Consider the following 18,502-nt stretch of genomic DNA (forward strand, 5'->3'; position numbering starts at 1 on the left):
TCTCAGTGTTTAAGCGGCTTCAAAACATCCCTGCTCCCGGTCAGGGCGTTTTTGCTCAGCGCTGCGCCTCGGGTTTGAGACGGATGCCGATCAAATAGGTTTCCGAGGATTTGTCGCGCGAGGCCTTGGGTTTGTAAGGCTTGACCACCTGGAAGGTCTGCTTGAACAAATCCACCAGTTGCGAGTAACCACTGCCATGGAACAGCTTGACCACCAAGGTACCTTCGGGCTTCATGTGCTGGCAGGTAAAGTCCACCGCCAGCTCGATCAGGTGGGCGATGCGGGCAGCATCCACGTTTTCCACGCCTGACAGATTCGGGGCCATGTCCGAGATCACCACATCGACGCGGCGCTTGGCCAAGGTGCTCTCCAGCTGGTCCAGCACTTCCTGCTCGCGGAAATCGCCCAGGATGAAGTCCACGCCTTCGATCGGCTCCATCGGCAGCATGTCCAGCCCGATGATGGCGCCATTGAGTTCGCCCACCGCAGCGCCATCGGGCGAGAGGCGGCGGCGCACATACTGGCTCCAGGCGCCCGGCGTGGAGCCCAGATCGACCACCACATCACCCGGCCGGATCAGCTTGAAGTGCTCATCGATTTCCTTGAGCTTGTAGACCGCACGGGCGCGGTAACCGTCCTTTTGCGCTGCCCGCACATAGGGATCATTGATGTGCTGATTGAGCCAAGTCTTGTTGACCTTCTTGGTTTTAGTACTTACTTTCATGTTTTCTCCCGGGAGCCCCGATAATACGGGCTATGCCCCAAATACAACTTACTCCCGCCCAACGTCGCGAGCACCGCGCCGAAGCCCACCACCTTGACCCCGTGGTTCTGATTGGCGGTGACGGCTTGACCGAAGCCGTCGAAAAAGAGGTCGACCTGGCCCTGAATGCCCATGGCCTGATCAAAATCCGTGTTTTCTCCGATGACCGCGCCAACCGCGAAGCCATCTTCCTGAAGCTGACCGACTCGCTCAATGCAGCGCCTATTCAGCACATCGGCAAGCTGCTGGTCCTGTGGCGCCCGATGCCCGAGAAGGAAAAGCAGCTTGACGAAGACCGCAAGGCCGGTCCGCGCGAAGTCAAGGTGCTCAAGTTCAGCAAGAACGTCTGGCAAAAGCCCGAGGTCAAGCAGATCCGCATCCTGGGCAACCAGCGCCTGACGGCCGGCGGCCAGGTCAAGCGCGCCAAGCCCAAGCAAAAGTCGATCAAAAAGCAGCAGGGCAGCTAGTGTGACCGATCGCCACATCCTTTGCATGAAATGGGGTACCAAATATGGCCCCGACTATGTCAATCGGCTGTACGCCATGGTTCGCCGCCATCTGAGTGGCGATTTTCGCTTTGTCTGCCTGACCGATGACACGCAAGGGATTCGCAGCGAAGTGGAATGCCACCCGATTCCGGACCTGAACATCCAGCTGGCCCCCGGCCAGCGCGATGGCGCCTGGAAAAAGCTCACCACCTTCGAGCAGGATCTGTATGGCCTCCAAGGCCAGGCGCTGTTCCTGGACCTGGATGTGGTGATCGTCGGCAGCATCGATGAGTTTTTTACCCTGCCCGGTGAATTTCGCATCATCCATGACTACCCGCGTTTCTGGCGCTTTGGCAAACGCATTGTCGGCAACTCCTCGGTCTACCGCTTTACCCTGGGTGCCCATGCCGATGTGCTGGCCAACTTCCGTGCCAACACCGAGCAGTTGCGTGCCGAGTACCGCAATGAGCAGGAGTACCTGTCGCACTTTCTGCACCAGCAGGGCAAGCTCGATTACTGGCCTGCCGCCTGGTGCCCGAGCTTCAAGTACTACTGCATCCCTGCCTGGCCGAGCAACTACTGGAAAGAGCCGCTGCCACCCGCCGATGCGCGCATCGTCATCTTCCACGGCGAGGTCAACCCGCCCGATGCCTTGCAAGGTTTGCGCAACAAGCGCTTCCACCATATCCAGCCCGCCCGCTGGATTGAAAAGGCCTGGGGCTGAACCGCCCTGCGCATAAAAACCAAAGGCGTTGATCTCTCAGATCAACGCCTTTTTTGTTTCCCGTAAGCGGCTTTGATTCAGCCGGTTTAGCGCTGGTCCGCTGCCACCAGTGCATGGCCTTGCATGCGCGTCAGAATCGCCAGCGGGCTCGCATCCGGGTTGTACTCCTTGCCCGGCGGCAGGAAGAACGTCTGCTCCAGCATGTACTGGCCGGACATGACGGCATGCACTGCCTGGTCCGAGAAGCAGACCCAGCTGGAGCCGGCGGCAAAAGGCACGGTCTCCTGCGGCGCGTTGCGCTGGTAGTCCATGTCGCCTTTCATGCCATCGTGCAGCTGCAGCATCAGGTGGTCGTATTCGCTGCGAAGTGATTTGGTCACATGCAGCATGGCCAGCGCCTTGGCCTGCCAAGCCACATAGGGCTTGGCGCGTGGCAAGAACTTGCGCGCCACATCCTCAAAAGGCTCACCCACGCGCCAGACCCGGGGCTGGCCATCGGGGTTCACATTGCTGAACACACGCAGAATACGCTCTCCGTAGTTGGGCCGCGATGGAAAGGCGTCCACATGCATGCGCTTGTCATCGGCACGCCAAGATTGGGCACGGGTCTCCACCTGTGACGGCCGGTAGCTCGTGGGCGCCATGCGCACCAGGGGCATGTAGTCGGGGAACAGGCCGGCGATCAGCGCGGTAGTCTGCTCCCGAAAACGGGTGACCATGGCCGCAACGGCCGCCTGCGTGGCAGCATCGCCGGCCACGCCCTTGATGCTGCCGTCCACATTCAGGCTGATGTTGCGCGACTTGGGGTCGCGCACATCGGGGCGCAGCAGCGTCTTTTCCTGGTCGGAGAGCGCAAACGCGAGTTGGGGGAAATACAGCACCTTGCCGGATTCAACGGCGGCCGTCCATTCCGGACGGCCCGGTGTGTTGCGCCAGTCATTGGCGTCTATGGAAACGATGGGAGATTGCATGGCCCGCCCAGTGTAGCGCGCCGGCAGGCGATCGCCTTGGGCCAGATCAAGCCCGTGGTGCGAGTGCGGATGTCCGCCACAGCACGAGGGCTGCGCACAGCCACTGCAGCGCATACAGCAAGGTGCCCAGGCCATGCCAGAACTTGAGGTTCTCGCGCTGCACGATCTTGGGCGATACGCCGTATTGCACCACCAGTGCCATCAGCATGCCGGCCAGCACAAAGCCCAGCGCCGCACGGGCCCAGGGCTGGATGGTGTTGCTGGCCTTGTCCTTGGCCAGCACCAGCAGCACCAGGCCGCAGGCCAGCGACACCCAGGTCTGCGCCGCAAACAGCTTGGCAGCCATGAAGCCAGCCATCGATGCCTGCGGCAGGTTGGCAAACAGCATGGGCACGGCCATGAAGCCAATGGCCGACAGACTGCCCCACCACAGGGCAGCGGCAAAGACGGGCAGGCGGTTTTTCATAGCGGGCTCGGTGCGCGGCGGCGATTGGGTTTTAGAGGTAGCGCACGGCTACGACTTCGTAGCGGCGCTCGCCACCCGGGGCTTGAACGACGGCGGTATCGCCCTCTTCCTTGCCGATCAGTGCGCGGGCAATGGGGCTAGAGACGTTGATCAGACCTTGCTTGAGGTCGGCCTCGTCTTCGCCCACGATCTGGTAGGTCACCGGATCGCCACTGTCCTCATCGGCCAGATCGACGGTAGCGCCAAACACCACCTTGCCACCCGCGTCGAGCTGCGAGGGGTCAATGATCTGGGCGGCCGACAGCTTGGCCTCCACTTCCTGGATACGGCCTTCGATAAAGCCTTGGCGGTCTTTGGCCGCATCGTATTCGGCGTTTTCGCTCAGATCGCCATGCGAGCGGGCTTCCGCAATGGCCGCAATAACGCCTGGGCGGTCCACGGTCTTGAGGCGTTGCAGCTCTTCTTTGAGCTTTTCTGCACCACGCTTGGTAATGGGGATAGTGGCCATCTCGGTCTCCACAAACAGTCAAGATGCCAGCACTATGGCTGGCACCTGGTAGGCATCCGCCTGCTAAGCGGCGGGGGTTCAAAAGCAAACCGCCGCGCTGGGGAGCGCGGCGGTTGCGAGGCAGTCTCTATTATGCCGATTTTTGAGCCTTGCAACAAAAATCGGCAAACGGCGATGCGATCAGTGCTGCAGGCTGGCGTGCAGCTCCTGCACCGAGTGCACATCCAGGTCATCCATGTTGCGCAGGCCTTCTACCGCAGCCTCGGCACCAAAGATGGTCGTGAACGTGGTCACGCGGGCCAGCAGCGCGCTGGTACGGATGGCTCGCGAGTCGGCAATGGCGTTGCGGCGCTCTTCCACGGTGTTGATGACCATCGCAATTTCATTGTTCTTGATCATGTCCACGATGTGCGGGCGGCCCTCGGTCACCTTGTTGACCGTCTGCACCTCGATGCCGGCATCGGCAATCGCAGCAGCGGTACCCCGGGTGGCGCAGAGCTGGAAGCCCATGCTGGCCAGTTCCTTGGCCACTTGCACAGCGCGTGGCTTGTCGCCGTTCTTCACGGTCAGGAACACCTTGCCCGAGCGCGGCAGCTTGGTGCCTGCACCCAGTTGGCTCTTCACATAGGCTTCGCCAAAGGTCTTGCCCACACCCATCACTTCACCGGTGGACTTCATCTCGGGGCCGAGGATGGTGTCCACACCGGGGAACTTGACGAAGGGGAACACGGCTTCCTTGACGCTGAAGTACGGTGGCGTCACTTCCTTGGTGATGCCCTGCTCCTCGAGCGTATCGCCCACCATGCAGCGTGCCGCCACCTTGGCCAGCTGGATGCCGGTGGCCTTGGAGACAAAAGGCACGGTACGCGAAGCGCGAGGATTCACTTCCAGCACATAGATGATGTCCTTGCCGTCGCGCTCCTGGATCGCGAACTGCACGTTCATCAGGCCCACCACGTTCAGGCCTTCAGCCATGGCTGCGGTCTGGCGCTTGATCTCGTCCACCGTCGCCTTGCTCAGGTAGTAAGGGGGCAGCGAGCAGGCCGAGTCACCGGAGTGCACGCCCGCTTGCTCGATGTGCTCCATCACGCCGCCGATGAAGACCTTGCCGGTGCGGTCACGCACGCAGTCCACATCGCATTCGATGGCGTTGGACAGGAAGTGGTCCAGCAGCACGGGCGAGTCGTTGGAGACCTTGACCGCTTCGCGCATGTAGCGCTCCAGGTCGCGCTCCTCGTGCACGATCTCCATCGCGCGGCCACCCAGCACATAGCTGGGGCGCACCACCAGCGGGTAGCCCAGCTCGCGGGCGTGTTCCATCGCCTGCGTTTCGGTACGCGCGGTGGCGTTCGGTGGTTGGCGCAGGTTCAGGGTCTGCAGCATCTGCTGGAAACGCTCACGGTCTTCGGCCGCGTCGATCATGTCGGGGGTGGTGCCGACGATCGGCACACCGGCCTCTTCCAGCGCCAGCGCCAGCTTCAGCGGGGTCTGGCCACCGTACTGCACGATCACGCCCACGGGCTTTTCAACAGCCACGATTTCCAGCACGTCTTCCAGAGTCACCGGCTCGAAGTACAGGCGGTCCGAGGTGTCGTAGTCGGTAGACACGGTTTCGGGGTTGCAGTTGACCATGATGGTTTCATAACCATCTTCGCGCATCGCGAGCGCCGCGTGCACGCAGCAGTAGTCGAACTCGATACCCTGGCCAATGCGGTTGGGGCCGCCGCCGAGCACCATGATCTTCTTCTTGTCGCTGGGCTGGGCTTCGCACTCTTCGTCGTAGGTCGAGTACATGTAGGCCGTGTTGGTCGAGAACTCGGCCGCGCAGGTATCGACGCGCTTGAACACGGGGCGCACATTCAGCGCATGGCGCGCTTCGCGCACGGCCTTGTCGGTCGTGTGCAGCAGCTTGGCCAGGCGGCGGTCCGAGAAGCCCTTTTGCTTGAGGCTGCGCAGATCGTCGGCCGACAGTGCGGCCAGCGCCTTGTCATCGCCCTGGGCTTCGGTGTGCTTGTCCAGCGCCAGTTCCAGCTTGATGATCTCTTCGATCTGCACCAGGAACCACTTGTCGATCTTGGTGATGTTGTGCACTTCGTCCAGCGACCAGCCGGCGGCAAAGGCATCGCCCACATACCAGATACGGTCGGGACCGGGCTCGCCCAGTTCCTTTTCCAGAATCTCGCGGTCCTGGGTCTTTTCGTTCATGCCATCCACGCCCACTTCCAGGCCGCGCAGCGCTTTCTGGAAGGACTCCTGGAAGGTACGGCCCATGGCCATCACTTCACCCACGGACTTCATCTGCGTGGTCAGGCGGTTGTCGGCCGTCGGGAATTTCTCGAAGGCGAAACGAGGGATCTTGGTGACCACATAGTCGATGGTCGGCTCGAACGACGCGGGGGTCTTGCCACCGGTGATGTCGTTCTTCAGCTCGTCGAGGGTGAAGCCCACGGCCAGCTTGGCGGCGATCTTGGCAATCGGGAAGCCCGTGGCCTTGGAGGCCAGTGCCGACGAGCGCGAGACGCGCGGGTTCATCTCGATGACGACCATGCGGCCATCCTTGGGGTTGATCGAGAACTGCACGTTAGAGCCACCGGTGTCCACACCGATCTCGCGCAGCACGGCCAGCGAGGCATTGCGCAGGATCTGGTATTCCTTGTCGGTCAGGGTCTGTGCGGGGGCCACGGTGATCGAGTCACCGGTGTGCACGCCCATGGGGTCCAGGTTCTCGATCGAGCAGACGATGATGCAGTTGTCGGCGGTGTCACGCACCACTTCCATCTCGTACTCTTTCCAGCCCAGCAGCGATTCCTCGATCAGCAGCTCGTTGGTCGGCGACGCCTCCAGACCGCGCTTGCAGATGACTTCGAATTCTTCGGGGTTGTAGGCAATACCGCCGCCTGTACCGCCCAGGGTGAAGCTGGGGCGGATCACGGTGGGGAAGCCCACCTGGCGTTGTACATCCCAGGCCTCGTCCATGCTGTGCGCGATACCCGAGCGGGCCGAGCCCAGCCCGATCTTGGTCATCGCGTCCTTGAACTTGAGGCGGTCTTCGGCCTTGTCGATGGCTTCGGGCTTGGCGCCGATCAGCTCGACCTTGTATTTGTCGAGCACGCCGTTCTTCCACAGGTCCAGCGCGCAGTTCAGCGCGGTCTGGCCACCCATGGTGGGCAGGATCGCATCGGGGCGCTCCTTGGCGATGATCTTCTCGACCGTCTGCCAGGTGATGGGCTCGATATAGGTTACATCGGCTGTGGCCGGGTCGGTCATGATCGTCGCAGGGTTGCTGTTGATCAGGATGACCTTGTAGCCCTCCTCGCGCAGCGCCTTGCAGGCTTGCACGCCGGAGTAGTCGAATTCGCAGGCCTGGCCGATGATGATCGGGCCAGCGCCAATGATGAGAATGCTTTTGAGATCGGTGCGTTTAGACATGAGGCTCGCCTTGCAATCGCGCGCGCTGGCTGGCTGTCCTGATGGGCAGCCGCCGAGCGCTGGGGTTTATACGCGGTCGGTATCTAATTTGTTCAAAATGGCCAGGACACGGGCCTCGGGCAGGTTCTTCTGCATCAGCTGCAGCAGACCATCCCCTTGCACCATGGGGCGCAGTACCTGCGCCTCGGCTTCGTAGAACTTGGCGTCCCACTCGGCCATCACCTGGTCGAAGTCCTCATCCGACATGGACTTGCACTTGGACACGATGGTCACCAGGGGCAAGGCCTTGTTGTCGAGGAAAGATTTTTTATAGGGCTTTTGCTGCCAGCGCGCCATGAACCATTCCTTGTGCTCGGGCGACAAGGTCATGATGCGCTTGCTGATCGCTTTCTCGAGGGTGGCGACAGGAAAAGAAAACAGTTTCACGGCAGCATATTCCTTGGGTTCATCGTGCGCGGGCTTACGCGGTGGCGAAAGGCGCCTGGCATCAGGCCTTCTTGTGCTCGCGCATCAGCTTCACAAAACGGTCGAACAGGTACGACACATCATGCGGGCCTGGCGAGGCTTCGGGGTGACCCTGGAAGCAGAAGGCTGGACGGTCGGTGCGCTCCATGCCCTGCAAGGTGCCATCGAACAGGCTCACATGCGTGGCGCGGGTGTTGGCCGGCAGGGTGTCCAGATCCACGGCAAAGCCATGGTTCTGGCTGGTGATGCAGACGCGGCCCGAGTCCAGATCCTTGACCGGATGGTTGGCACCGTGGTGGCTGTTTTGCATCTTGAAGGTCTTGGCACCGCAGGCCAGCGCCATGATCTGGTGGCCCAGGCAGATACCGAAGGTCGGCACGCCGCTGTCCATGATCGTGCGCGCTGCGTCAATCGCGTAGTCGCAAGGCTCTGGATCGCCGGGGCCGTTCGACAGGAACACGCCATCGGGCTGGTACTTCAGCACGTCGGCCGCAGGGGTCTGCGCTGGCACCACGGTCACGCGGCAGCCACGCTCGGCCAGCATGCGCAGGATGTTCTTCTTGACGCCGTAGTCATAGGCGACCACGTGGAAGGCATGGTCCTGCAGCTTGCCGTAGCCAGGCGTGCCATCGGCGCGCGCCAGTTGCCACTCGGTCTGCACCCATTCGTAGGACTGCGACACGCTGACCACCTTGGCCAGGTCCAGACCCTTCATGCTGGGCGCTGCCTGGGCGGCGGCAATGGCTTCATCGATGCGCGCTTGCGAGACTTGCTCGCCAGCAGCCAGGCCGACGATGGCGCCGTTTTGCGCACCCTTGTCGCGCAGCAGGCGGGTGAGCTTGCGGGTATCGATGTTGGCGATGGAGACCGTCTTGCTGCGGACCAGGTATTCCGACAAGGTTTCCGTGCTTCGGAAATTGCTGGCCAGCAGTGGCAGATTCTTGATGATCAGGCCAGCAGCAAAGACTTTGTCGGACTCAATATCTTCAGCATTGATCCCGTAGTTGCCGATGTGCGGATACGTGAGTGTCACGATCTGCTGGCAGTAGCTGGGGTCCGTGAGGATTTCCTGGTAACCGGTCATTGCGGTGTTGAACACCACTTCGCCGGTCGTGGTGCCTTGCGCACCGATTGAGTTGCCAATAAAGACCGTGCCGTCTGCGAGCGCCAGGATGGCGGGAGGAAACGCGCTCTGTTGAGACAAAAACACTGGGTTCTCCGGATGGTTACGGGTCGCCCGGAGTCTGTGGTGTCCCTGAGGATCACCGCGAAGACTGTGCTTATGAGAGATTGCTTTGAGTGCAGCCGGGCGACGTGATTACTTGAAAGCCACCCATTGTAGCGTGCAAGCTGCAATCTGAGTGAGCGCAGGGGATGATTTGAGGGCCAAATCGCTAAAAATTACACACTCTGCGCAGCAGCACACCAACACAGAGCGTAGTAGCAACAGGGAAAATACGCAAAGCGCATACTCGTTATCACTGAATTACCTGCGCCTCAGCACCCGCCCATCGCCGTATCAATCCGCACGTGCTGCCGCACTGGCATGCAGGCAAATGGCCGCAGCTGCACCCACATTGAGCGACTCCTCGCCACCGGGCTGGGTGATGCGGATATGGTGCTGTGCAGCCGCCTGCAGCGACTCGGACACGCCCTGCCCCTCATGCCCCATGACCCAGGTGCAGGGCCAGGGCAAGGCGGCGCGGTGCAGCCAGTCCCCCTGGTGCGAGCTGGTGACCAACAGCGGTTGCTGCAAGGCCAGCACGTCCTCCTGCGAGGCATTCTCGACCAGGTGCAGCGCAAAATGCGCGCCCATGCCGGCACGCAGCACCTTGCCGCTCCACAGCGCCGCCGATCCCTTGAGCGCGATCACCTGGCCAAAACCAAAGGCCGAGGCACTGCGCAAGATGGAACCCACATTGCCGGCATCCTGCACGCGATCCAGCACCACCGCAGCCACACCCGGCTGGATACCCGCTTGCTGCGTGGGCAGGTCCATCAAAAAGCCGAAGGGCGCTGGCGATGGCAGCGGGCTGAGGCTGGCGAACAAGGCGGTGTCGATGACGATGTTGCGGGCGGCCGCACGGGCAAAGACGTTCTCGGGCGACTGCCAGAATTTCTCGGAGAACACAGCCACCGCTGGCTTGACGCCACGCGTCAGCGCTGCACGGCAGAGGTGGTCGCCTTCAATCCAGTAGCGCCCCTGCTTGCGGTAGGCCGCGCCCTCTTCCATCAAACGGCGCAGGTCCTTGACCAAGGCATTGTCACGCGACTGGATAAAAACGGGTGGGTGCTCAGCAGGGGACACAGATGATTCCTTTGCGCAGGCATGCCGCCTGCAACAGCGTTGACGGAGATTCAGGCGCCAGTCTTGACGACGGCCATCACCTGGGCCACCGGCGAGAAGGAGCGCCGATGCTCCGGACAGGCGCCAAAACTCTGCAGCGCCGCCAAGTGCACCGCAGTGCCATAGCCCTTGTGTGCGGCAAAGCCGTACTGCGGGTAGAGCCGGTCGATATCCTGGCACCAGCGATCCCGGTGCACCTTGGCCAGGATCGATGCGGCCGAGATGGCCTGCACCAGCGCATCGCCTTTGACGATGGCCTCGGCTGGCATGTCCAGGCGCGGAATGCGGTTGCCGTCGACCAGCACCCGCACCGGCTTGAGGCGCAGACCATTGACTGCGCGCTGCATGGCCAGCATCGTAGCTTGCAGGATATTGAGGCCATCGACCTCTTCGACCGTCGCCTGCGCAATCGAGCAGCACAGCGCCTTGCCACAGATCTCATCGTAGAGGCGCTCGCGGGCACGTGCCGTGAGTTTCTTCGAATCTGCCAGACCGGCAATGGGAGAGCGCTCATCCAGAATGACGGCCGCAGCCACCACCGGGCCCGCCAAAGGGCCCCGCCCTGCCTCGTCCACACCCGCAACCAAGCCCGGCGGATGCCAGGGCAAGGAGGCCTGGTCAGGCAGAGAGAATTTTTTGGATGGCATCGGCAGCAAGCTTTGGGGTATCCCTGCGCAGTTCCAGGTGCAGGTCATGAAAACGCTGCTCCAACTGGGCCAGGCGTGCTGGATCAAGGCGTGGCGCGTCCAACCATTGCGCCACCGCATCGGCCAAGGCTTCGGGCGTCGCCGCCTCTTGGAGCAGCTCGGGCACGACAAAGTCTTGGCACAGGATATTGGGCAAGCCCACCCAGGGCTGCAGCTGCTTGCGGCGCATCAAACGCCAGCTGATGGCATGCATGTGGTAGCTGATGACCATGGGCCGCTTGAACAGCGCCGCCTCCAAGGTGGCGGTACCGCTGGCGATCAAGGTGCAGTCACAGGCTTCCAGCGCCAGATGCGACTGGCCATCGAGCACACGGATGCGATCCAATATCCCGCATTCAGCAGCCAGCGCATCAATGCGTGCGCGCAAAGCCGGAACGGCAGGGACGACGATTGTAAGCGAAGGTCGCGCCTGCAAAAGGCGCGCAGCGGCCAGAAAAAATGGCTTGGCGATGTAGCTGACTTCCGAGGCACGGCTGCCGGGCAGCACGGCCAGCACCTCGCCCTCCAGCGGCAAGCCAAGCTGCTGGCGTGCCGCTGCACGATTAGGCTGCAGCGGAATCACATTGGCCAACGGATGGCCGACATAGGTGCCGGCAATACCGTGCTGGGCCAGCAAGGCCGGCTCAAACGGAAAGATGCACAGCACATGGTCGGCCGAGCGCCGGATCTTCTCAACCCGCTCAGGGCGCCAGGCCCAGATCGACGGGCAGACAAAATGCACCGTCTTGATGCCCTGGGCGCGCAAGCGCTCTTCCACGCCAAGGTTGAAATCGGGCGCATCGACGCCGACAAACAGCCGGGGCGGCTCCGCCGTCAGACGCTGCACCAACTGCTTGCGGATGCGCAAAATACCCCAGATACGGCGCAGCAGCTCGGCGCTGTAGCCGTGCACGGCCAGGCGCTCGCTGGGCCACCACGCATCAAACCCGGCCTGGGCCATGCGCGGGCCGCCAATACCGGCCGAGCGCATGCCGGGAAAATCCGCAGCCAGGCCCTGCAGCACCAAGCCAGCGAGCAGGTCACCCGAGGTCTCGCCAGCCACCATGGCCAAAAACAGGTCTTGGTGCGGGTTCATAGCAGCAGGCGCGGGCATCAGCGCACGATGCCGCGTTTGGATTGCTGCAGAAAGTCGAGCATCAGCTGCACATCGGCCTGGGCTTCAGCCTCGCAGCTGCCCTGCAAGTTGTCCAGCGCTTCAACCGCCGCCTGCAAGGTCAGGCCGCTGCGGTACACCAGCCGGTAGGCCTGCTTGATGACCGCCAGCCGCTCGGCGCTGAAACCGCGCCGGCGCAAGCCTTCCAGGTTGAGGCCGCGCACCGCCAATGGATGGCCATCGACCATGCAGAACGGAGGCACATCCTGGCTGATATGGCTGGCAAAACCGGCCATTACATGCGCACCCACCTTGGTGAACTGGTGCACGCCCGACAGGCCGCCAATGATGGCCCAGTCAGCCACATGCACGTGACCGGCCAGAGTGGCATTGTTGGCCAGAATGGTCTGGTTGCCGACCTGGCAGTCATGCGCAATATGCACATAGGCCATGATCCAGTTGTCGTCGCCGACACGGGTCACGCCACCATCCTGGGCGGTGCCGGTGTTGAAGGTGCAGAACTCGCGGATAGTGTTGCGGTCGCCAATTTCCAAGCGGGTCGGCTCGCCAGCATATTTCTTGTCCTGCGGCACGCCGCCCAGTGCAGCATGCGAATGGATCACATTGGATTCACCGATCGTGGTGATGCCCTCGATCACCGTATGCGCACCCACCTTGGTGTGGGCGCCGATGCAAACCTGGGGGCCAATAACTGCGTACGGCCCAACTGACACCGTAGGGTGCAACTGGGCCGCAGGGTCAACGATCGCAGTGGGGTGGATGGGACTGACCGCCGTCATCTACCGTTATTCCACGTGGCGCATGGTGCACATCAGCTGTGCTTCTGCGGCGACTTCGCCTTCCACGCTGGCCACGGCATTGAACTTCCAGATACCGCCGCGTACGCGGTCAATGGTGATCTCCAGCACCAGCTGGTCTCCTGGCACCACCGGGCGCTTGAAGCGCGCCGAGTCGATACCGACGAAGTAGTAGATATTGTTCTCATCGGGCACCTGGCCCATGGCATCAAAGGCCAGCAGGCCGGCCGCCTGGGCCAGCGCTTCCAGGATCAGCACGCCTGGCATCACGGGGCGGCCAGGAAAGTGACCGGTGAAGAACGGCTCGTTGAACGTGACGTTCTTGATCGCCTTGATGCGGGTGTTGCGCTCAAGCTCTTGCACGCGATCCACCAGCAAGAAGGGGTAGCGGTGAGGCAGCTGCTTGAGAATTGCTTGAATATCCATCATTGTGAACTCGGCTTAGCCGTTTTTCTGAGTTTGCTCCAAGGCCTTGATTCGGTCCCTCAACGCATGGAGATGTTTTAGGGTAGCGGCGTTCTTTTCCCAGCTGCCATTGTCGTCGATGGGGAAGAAGCCGGTGTACTGACCCGGCTGCCTGATCGAACGACTGACTACCGTGGCCGCCGAAATATGTACATTGTCGGCGATTTCCAGGTGGCCCAGAATCATTCCGGCGCCTCCAATCGTGCATTGGCGTCCGATTTTGGCGCTTCCGGCGATGCCGACGCAGCCAGCCATGGCCGAATGCTCGCCAATCTCGACGTTATGGCCAATCTGCACCTGGTTGTCGATCTTCACCCCATTGGCAATGATGGTGTCCCGCAGCGCACCGCGATCGATGCAGGTGTTGGAGCCGATTTCGACATCGTCACCGATCTGCACTCCGCCGAGCTGCTCAATCTTGATCCAGCGCCCGCGCTCGTTGGCAAAGCCAAAGCCGTCACCACCGATAACCGCACCTGGCTGCACCAGCACACGCTCGCCCAGCACACAGTCCGCCCCTACGGTCACGCGCGAGGTCAGTACTGAATCGGCACCGATGACGGCACCACGGGCCACATGGCACAGCGGCCCAATGGATGCAGAAGGGTGCACGATGGCACCCTCTTCTACCACCGCAGAAGGGTGGATACCGGCAGGCACCGGGCGTATCGCATGGTGCTTGCGCCATAGCTGCGTCAGCCGCGCAAAGTAAAGGTAGGGGTTGTCCACCACCACAAAGGCGCCGCCACGCTGGCGTGCCTGCTCCTGCATCTGCGCACTGACCGCAATGCAGCCGGCCTTGGAGGCCAGCATCTGGACCTGCAGCTTGGGATTGCTGAGAAAACTGAAGTCCTGGGGACCGGCATCTTCGAGCGAGGCAATCGCCTGGATCTCCATCGCTGGATCTCCTTGCTCAAGCGCCCCTCCCAGGACCTCAATGATCTGAACTAGCTGCAGGCTCACGCGTACCTCTGTCTTACTTGGCAGGGGCAGAAGCGTTCAGGGCCTTCAGAACCTTTTCGGTGATGTCGAACTTGGGGTTGATGTAGACCGCTTCTTGCAGCACCACATCGTACTTTTCCTGCTCGGCCACTTGCTTGACGACCTTGTTGGCGCGCTCGAGCACCTGGGACAGCTCTTCGCTCTTGCGGGCGCTGAGGTCTTCCTGGAATTCGCGGCGCTTGCGCTGGAATTCACGGTCCTGGTCCACCAGTTGGCGCTGGCGCGTCACACGCTGGCTTTCGGACAGCGTAGGCGCGTCGCGCTCGAACTTCTCGCCAGCGGTCTTCAGGGCGTTGCCCTGGTCCAGCAGGTCTTTTTCACGCTTGGAGAATTCGGCCTCCAGCTTGGTTTGCGCTGCCTTGGCAGCATTGGCTTCGCGGAAGATGCGATCTGTATTGACGAACCCTGCCTTGAACTCTTGGGCCTGCGCCGCAGCACCAAAAGACAGCGCTGCTGCCAACACCAGCAATGGGAAAGAACGAGATACGGTTTTCATTAGAAAGATGTTCCGATTTGGAATTGCAATTTCTGGATTTTATCGCCTGCGAATTTGCGAACTGGCTGAGCATAAGCCAAACGCAGCGGTCCCAGTGGGGAAATCCAGCTCAACCCGATACCTGCAGACGCACGCATTTCATTCAGTTTCAAATCCTGCTCATCACCCCAGACATTGCCCGCATCCACAAATGCGAACCAGCGGAAGGTGCGGTCATTGCCGGTACCTGGCATCGGGCCGATGAACTCCGCATTGAGCGTGACCTTTTTCGCACCACCCAGGGTAGCACCGGTCACGTCGCGGGGACCGAGGGTATTTTGCTCAAAGCCACGCACCGAGCCCAGACCACCCGAGAAGTAGTTCTTGAAAACAGGGAAGGCCCTGCCTCCCATGCCCTTGCCCCAACCTGCCTCACCGTTGAGCGCAATGGTGTACCGCTTGTTCAGAGGCAGGTACTGCTGGATCTGGTAGTTGCCCTTGAGGTAGCGGGCATCACCGAACAGCGACCACTCGGAATTCAGCTTCTGGAAGCGGCCCGAATTGGGCGCGAGCGCGCTGTCGCGGCTGTCGCGCGACCAGCCCAGGGTCAGCGGGAAGTTCAGGCTCGTGTCACCGTAGCGGGTGGCGTAGTCCAGGTAGGCTGCGGGCATGTTGGTGCCCAGCTTGATGCGGGTGTTTTCCAAGCCGCCGCCCACATAGATGGTATCGAGCTCGCTGAACGGAATACCAAAGCGCACGCTGGCACCGGTGGTGATGATCTGGTAGTTGCCGCCCTGCTCGTCATAGGGACGGTCAGTACGGTAGTACATGTCATAGGTGCGCGAGATACCGTCCGGCGTGAAGTACGGGTCGGTCGTGCTCACCACCAGGGTGCGGTGGTACTTGCTGGTGTTGACGTCGATACCCAGGTAGTTGCCTGAGCCAAAGACGTTCTCTTGCTTGATACCGAAGGTCAGCGAGACTTTTTCAGCGCTGGAGTAACCGGCACCCAGCTGCAGCGAACCGGTGGGTTTTTCCTGCACGGTCACGTTGACGTCGACCTGGTCAGGCGCGCCGGGCACTTCTTGCGTGTCGATCGCAACATCGTTGAAGAAGCCCAGACGGTCAACGCGGTCACGCGAGAGCTTGATCTTGTCCGAGTCGTACCAGGAGGCTTCGTACTGGCGCACTTCGCGGCGCACCACTTCGTCACGGGTGCGGTTGTTGCCGGCCACGTTCACGCGGCGCACATAGGCGCGGCGCGATGGTTCAGCCTTCAGCACCAGATCGACGCGGTTGTTTTCGCGGTCGATCTCGGGCACCGCTTCGACGCGCGAGAACGCATAGCCAAAGCTGCCAAAGTGGTCGGTAAAGCGCTTGGTGGTTTCGGTCACGCGGTCGGCGTTGTAGGGCTCACCGGGCTTGATCGAGATCAGCGACTTGAACTCGTCCTCACGCTCCAGGTAGTTGCCTTCGAGCTTGATGCCCGAGACCACGTACTTGGGGCCTTCGTGGATCTGCAGATTGATGGAGATGCGCTCCTTGTCCGGCGAGATCGACACTTCGGTCGAATCAATGCGGAACTCCAGGTAGCCACGCGAGAGGTAGTAGGACTTGAGCGTTTCCAGATCGGCGTTGAACTTGGAGCTGGAGTAGCGGTCGCTCTTGGTGTACCAGCTGAGCCAGCCGCCGGTGTCCTGGTCGAACAGGTCGGTCAAGGTCGATTCCTTGAAGTCCTTGTTGCCGGAGATGTGGATTTCCTTGATCTTGGCCGCATCACCTTCGGTGACGGTGAAGGTCAGGTTCACGCGGTTGCGCTCGATGGGCGTGACCGTGGTCACCACTTCGGCGGCATACAGGCTCTTGTTGATGTACTGGCGCTTGAGCTCCTGCTCGGCGCGGTCGGTCAGTGCCTTGTCATAAGGGCGGCCTTCGGTCAGGCCCACATCACGCATGGCCTTCTTCATCGCGTCCTTGTCGAATTCCTTGGTTCCCAGGAAGTCGACATTGGCGATGGTGGGACGCTCTTCCACGACGACGACCAGCACATTGCCATTGGCCTCCAGGCGTACGTCCTTGAACAGGCCCAGCGCGAACAAAGAGCGAATGGCTGCCGAGCCCTTTTCGTCGTTGTAGTCGTCGCCCACATGCAGCGGCATGGAGGCAAAGATGGTGCCGGGCTCTACGCGCTGCAGGCCTTCAACACGGATGTCCTGGATGGTGAATGGGTCCAAAGCCCACGACAGCTTGGCAAGCAGCATCAACGCAGCTGCAGCCGTGGTCTTGCGAAGAAGCGAAGAAGGGATGGAATATGTCATTTGTGATAGCAACCAGAGCCGCTCATTATGCAGCAGGGGCAAGAAAGTCAGCCCAAGAGCCGAGACAAATCGTTAAAGAACGCAATGCACATCATGAGCAGCAAAACGGCTATACCGCCTTTTTGCAAGCGCTCCATCCATTGCAGGGTGGGTGGCTTGCCAGTGACAGCCTCCCAAAGATAATACATCAGGTGACCGCCATCGAGCACCGGCAGCGGCAGCAGATTGAGCACGCCCAGACTGACGCTGATCAGGGCCAAAAAGGCCAGGTATTGGGTGATGCCAACCTCGGCGGACTTGCCTGCGTATTCGGCGATCGTCAGCGGTCCGCTGATGTTCTGCAGCGAGGCCTGGCCGATGACCATCTTGGCCATCATCTTGACCGTCAGCGCCGAGACCTCCCAGGTCTTTTGCACACCCCGGGCAAAACCTTCCCAGAGGCCGTAGCGCACATCCACCATCGCAGGCGGCGCGCCGATAAAGGCACCCAGGCGGCCGATCTTGCTGCCCTTGTCCTCGCTCTGCGTCAGCTGCACCGGCACATGCAGTTGCGCGCCATTGCGCGACACCAGCCAGTCCTGCAAGGCAGGCACGCCCTGCTCACCCGATGCGCGAATCATGCGGCGCAGCTCGCCGCCATCGCCCACGCGCACGCCATTGATGGACAGCACCTTGTCACCGCTACGCAGCGCCGATTGTGCGGCTGCACTGCCGGCCTCAAAGTCGCCAAGCACGGCATCCGACCAAGGGTGGGTCAGACCAATCTTTTCGACCAGCTTGGCATCGGCCTCGCGGGCATCGATGCTGGACAGCGGCAAGCGGTAGCTGCGCTCAGCGGCGCCAGCACCTGGGCGCGCGCTGAGCACCACATCCTTGCCGCCCAGTGCAGCCTGCGCCACGAACCAGCGCAGATCGTCCAGTGAGCGCACAGCTTCAGGATCCGCATCCGGGAAACCCATGGACACAATCTCTTCCCCGCCTTGCATGCCCGCCTGGGCCAGCAGACTTGCAGCGGGTGGCGTACCGATGATGGCAGCGGGCTCGCGCACGCCCACCCAGTTCACACAGGCGTAGAGCAGCACGGCCAGCAGCAGGTTGGCGAGCGGGCCGGCGGCCACGATGGCGGCACGCGAACGCAGCGGCTGCACATTGAAGGCCAGATGGCGCTCATGCGCGGGAACCGGAGCCTCGCGCTCATCGAGCATGCGCACATAGCCGCCCAGCGGAATGGCGCTGATGACAAATTCGGTGTCTGCGCCCTTTTTCTTCCAGCGCAGCAAGGGGCGGCCAAACCCCAGGGAGAAACGCAGCACTTTCACGCCGCAAGCCACCGCCACGCGGTAGTGGCCATATTCGTGCACGGCGATCAAAACGGCCAGCGCAACGACAAATGCAACAACGGTCAACATTGCTCAAGCCCTTGCTATGAAAAAAGCGATTCTACTGAGCCGGACAATAGCCCT

The 18,502-nt window shown here is 61.5% G+C and carries 18 protein-coding genes; 2 read left to right on the forward strand and 16 right to left on the reverse strand.

Annotation, left to right across the window (positions count from 1 at the left end):
* Positions 1-55: 55 nt before the first annotated feature.
* Entirely contained in the window at positions 56-724 is a 669-nt protein-coding gene (locus LPW39_RS02525; protein WP_230771070.1) for an RlmE family RNA methyltransferase, read from the reverse strand.
* A gap of 32 nt (positions 725-756) precedes the next feature.
* Here LPW39_RS02525 and LPW39_RS02530 point away from each other — a divergent pair, with 32 nt between their 5' ends.
* Positions 757-1,230, forward strand: coding sequence for a YhbY family RNA-binding protein (locus LPW39_RS02530; protein WP_021026578.1), 474 nt, complete (start codon positions 757-759; stop codon positions 1,228-1,230).
* Positions 1,231-1,255: 25 nt separating this feature from the next.
* Entirely contained in the window at positions 1,256-1,975 is a 720-nt protein-coding gene (locus LPW39_RS02535) for a glycosyltransferase (RefSeq protein WP_230771072.1), read from the forward strand.
* Between the two features lie 86 nt (positions 1,976-2,061).
* Here LPW39_RS02535 and LPW39_RS02540 read toward each other — a convergent pair whose 3' ends face one another.
* The 15 genes from LPW39_RS02540 to rseP all read right to left on the reverse strand — a co-directional run bounded on the left by LPW39_RS02540 (position 2,062) and on the right by rseP (position 18,448).
* The gene (locus LPW39_RS02540) at positions 2,062-2,946 is read right to left on the reverse strand and encodes a Kdo hydroxylase family protein (RefSeq protein ID WP_230771074.1); all 885 of its coding nucleotides are present in this window, start codon (positions 2,944-2,946) and stop codon (positions 2,062-2,064) included.
* 46 nt (positions 2,947-2,992) lie between these two features.
* Complete coding sequence (locus LPW39_RS02545) at positions 2,993-3,412, reverse strand: DUF4149 domain-containing protein (protein ID WP_230771076.1); 420 nt, start codon at positions 3,410-3,412, stop codon at positions 2,993-2,995.
* Between the two features lie 31 nt (positions 3,413-3,443).
* Positions 3,444-3,920, reverse strand: a complete 477-nt coding sequence (gene greA / locus LPW39_RS02550; protein ID WP_027010824.1) for a transcription elongation factor GreA — start codon at positions 3,918-3,920, stop codon at positions 3,444-3,446.
* Between the two features lie 180 nt (positions 3,921-4,100).
* Positions 4,101-7,349, reverse strand: a complete 3,249-nt coding sequence (gene carB / locus LPW39_RS02555; protein WP_230771078.1) for a carbamoyl-phosphate synthase large subunit — start codon at positions 7,347-7,349, stop codon at positions 4,101-4,103.
* 66 nt (positions 7,350-7,415) lie between these two features.
* Positions 7,416-7,775, reverse strand: coding sequence for a hypothetical protein (locus tag LPW39_RS02560; RefSeq protein ID WP_133855591.1), 360 nt, complete (start codon positions 7,773-7,775; stop codon positions 7,416-7,418).
* 61 nt (positions 7,776-7,836) lie between these two features.
* On the reverse strand, positions 7,837-9,024 hold the full coding sequence (carA, locus tag LPW39_RS02565; RefSeq protein ID WP_230771080.1) for a glutamine-hydrolyzing carbamoyl-phosphate synthase small subunit: 1,188 nt from the start codon (positions 9,022-9,024) through the stop codon (positions 7,837-7,839).
* A 309-nt stretch (positions 9,025-9,333) separates the two neighbouring features.
* Complete coding sequence (locus LPW39_RS02570; RefSeq protein ID WP_230771081.1) at positions 9,334-10,122, reverse strand: TrmH family RNA methyltransferase; 789 nt, start codon at positions 10,120-10,122, stop codon at positions 9,334-9,336.
* Between the two features lie 50 nt (positions 10,123-10,172).
* Entirely contained in the window at positions 10,173-10,808 is a 636-nt protein-coding gene (gene rnhB, locus LPW39_RS02575) for a ribonuclease HII (protein ID WP_133855592.1), read from the reverse strand.
* Entirely contained in the window at positions 10,780-11,943 is a 1,164-nt protein-coding gene (gene lpxB / locus LPW39_RS02580; RefSeq protein ID WP_230771083.1) for a lipid-A-disaccharide synthase, read from the reverse strand. The genes rnhB and lpxB overlap by 29 nt, the downstream gene beginning before the upstream one ends.
* Before the next feature lie 17 nt (positions 11,944-11,960).
* Positions 11,961-12,761 (reverse strand): acyl-ACP--UDP-N-acetylglucosamine O-acyltransferase, encoded by an 801-nt coding sequence (lpxA, locus tag LPW39_RS02585; RefSeq protein WP_230771085.1) that lies wholly within the window; start codon positions 12,759-12,761, stop codon positions 11,961-11,963.
* A gap of 6 nt (positions 12,762-12,767) precedes the next feature.
* Positions 12,768-13,208 carry a 3-hydroxyacyl-ACP dehydratase FabZ gene (gene fabZ, locus LPW39_RS02590; protein WP_021026566.1) on the reverse strand — a complete coding sequence of 147 codons (441 nt, stop codon included), beginning with the start codon at positions 13,206-13,208 and terminating at the stop codon, positions 12,768-12,770.
* Positions 13,209-13,220: 12 nt separating this feature from the next.
* Positions 13,221-14,207: a UDP-3-O-(3-hydroxymyristoyl)glucosamine N-acyltransferase gene (gene lpxD, locus LPW39_RS02595; protein WP_230771089.1), complete on the reverse strand. Its 987-nt coding sequence runs from the start codon at positions 14,205-14,207 to the stop codon at positions 13,221-13,223.
* Between the two features lie 13 nt (positions 14,208-14,220).
* Positions 14,221-14,742, reverse strand: coding sequence for an OmpH family outer membrane protein (locus tag LPW39_RS02600; protein WP_021026564.1), 522 nt, complete (start codon positions 14,740-14,742; stop codon positions 14,221-14,223).
* Complete coding sequence (bamA, locus tag LPW39_RS02605; protein WP_407928798.1) at positions 14,742-16,982, reverse strand: outer membrane protein assembly factor BamA; 2,241 nt, start codon at positions 16,980-16,982, stop codon at positions 14,742-14,744. Before bamA ends, LPW39_RS02600 begins: the two co-directional genes overlap by 1 nt.
* A 104-nt stretch (positions 16,983-17,086) precedes the next feature.
* Complete coding sequence (rseP, locus tag LPW39_RS02610) at positions 17,087-18,448, reverse strand: RIP metalloprotease RseP (protein WP_230771092.1); 1,362 nt, start codon at positions 18,446-18,448, stop codon at positions 17,087-17,089.
* Positions 18,449-18,502 lie beyond the last annotated feature (54 nt).

Source organism: Comamonas koreensis (genome assembly GCF_021026195.1).
GTDB classification, from domain to species: domain Bacteria; phylum Pseudomonadota; class Gammaproteobacteria; order Burkholderiales; family Burkholderiaceae_C; genus Comamonas; species Comamonas koreensis.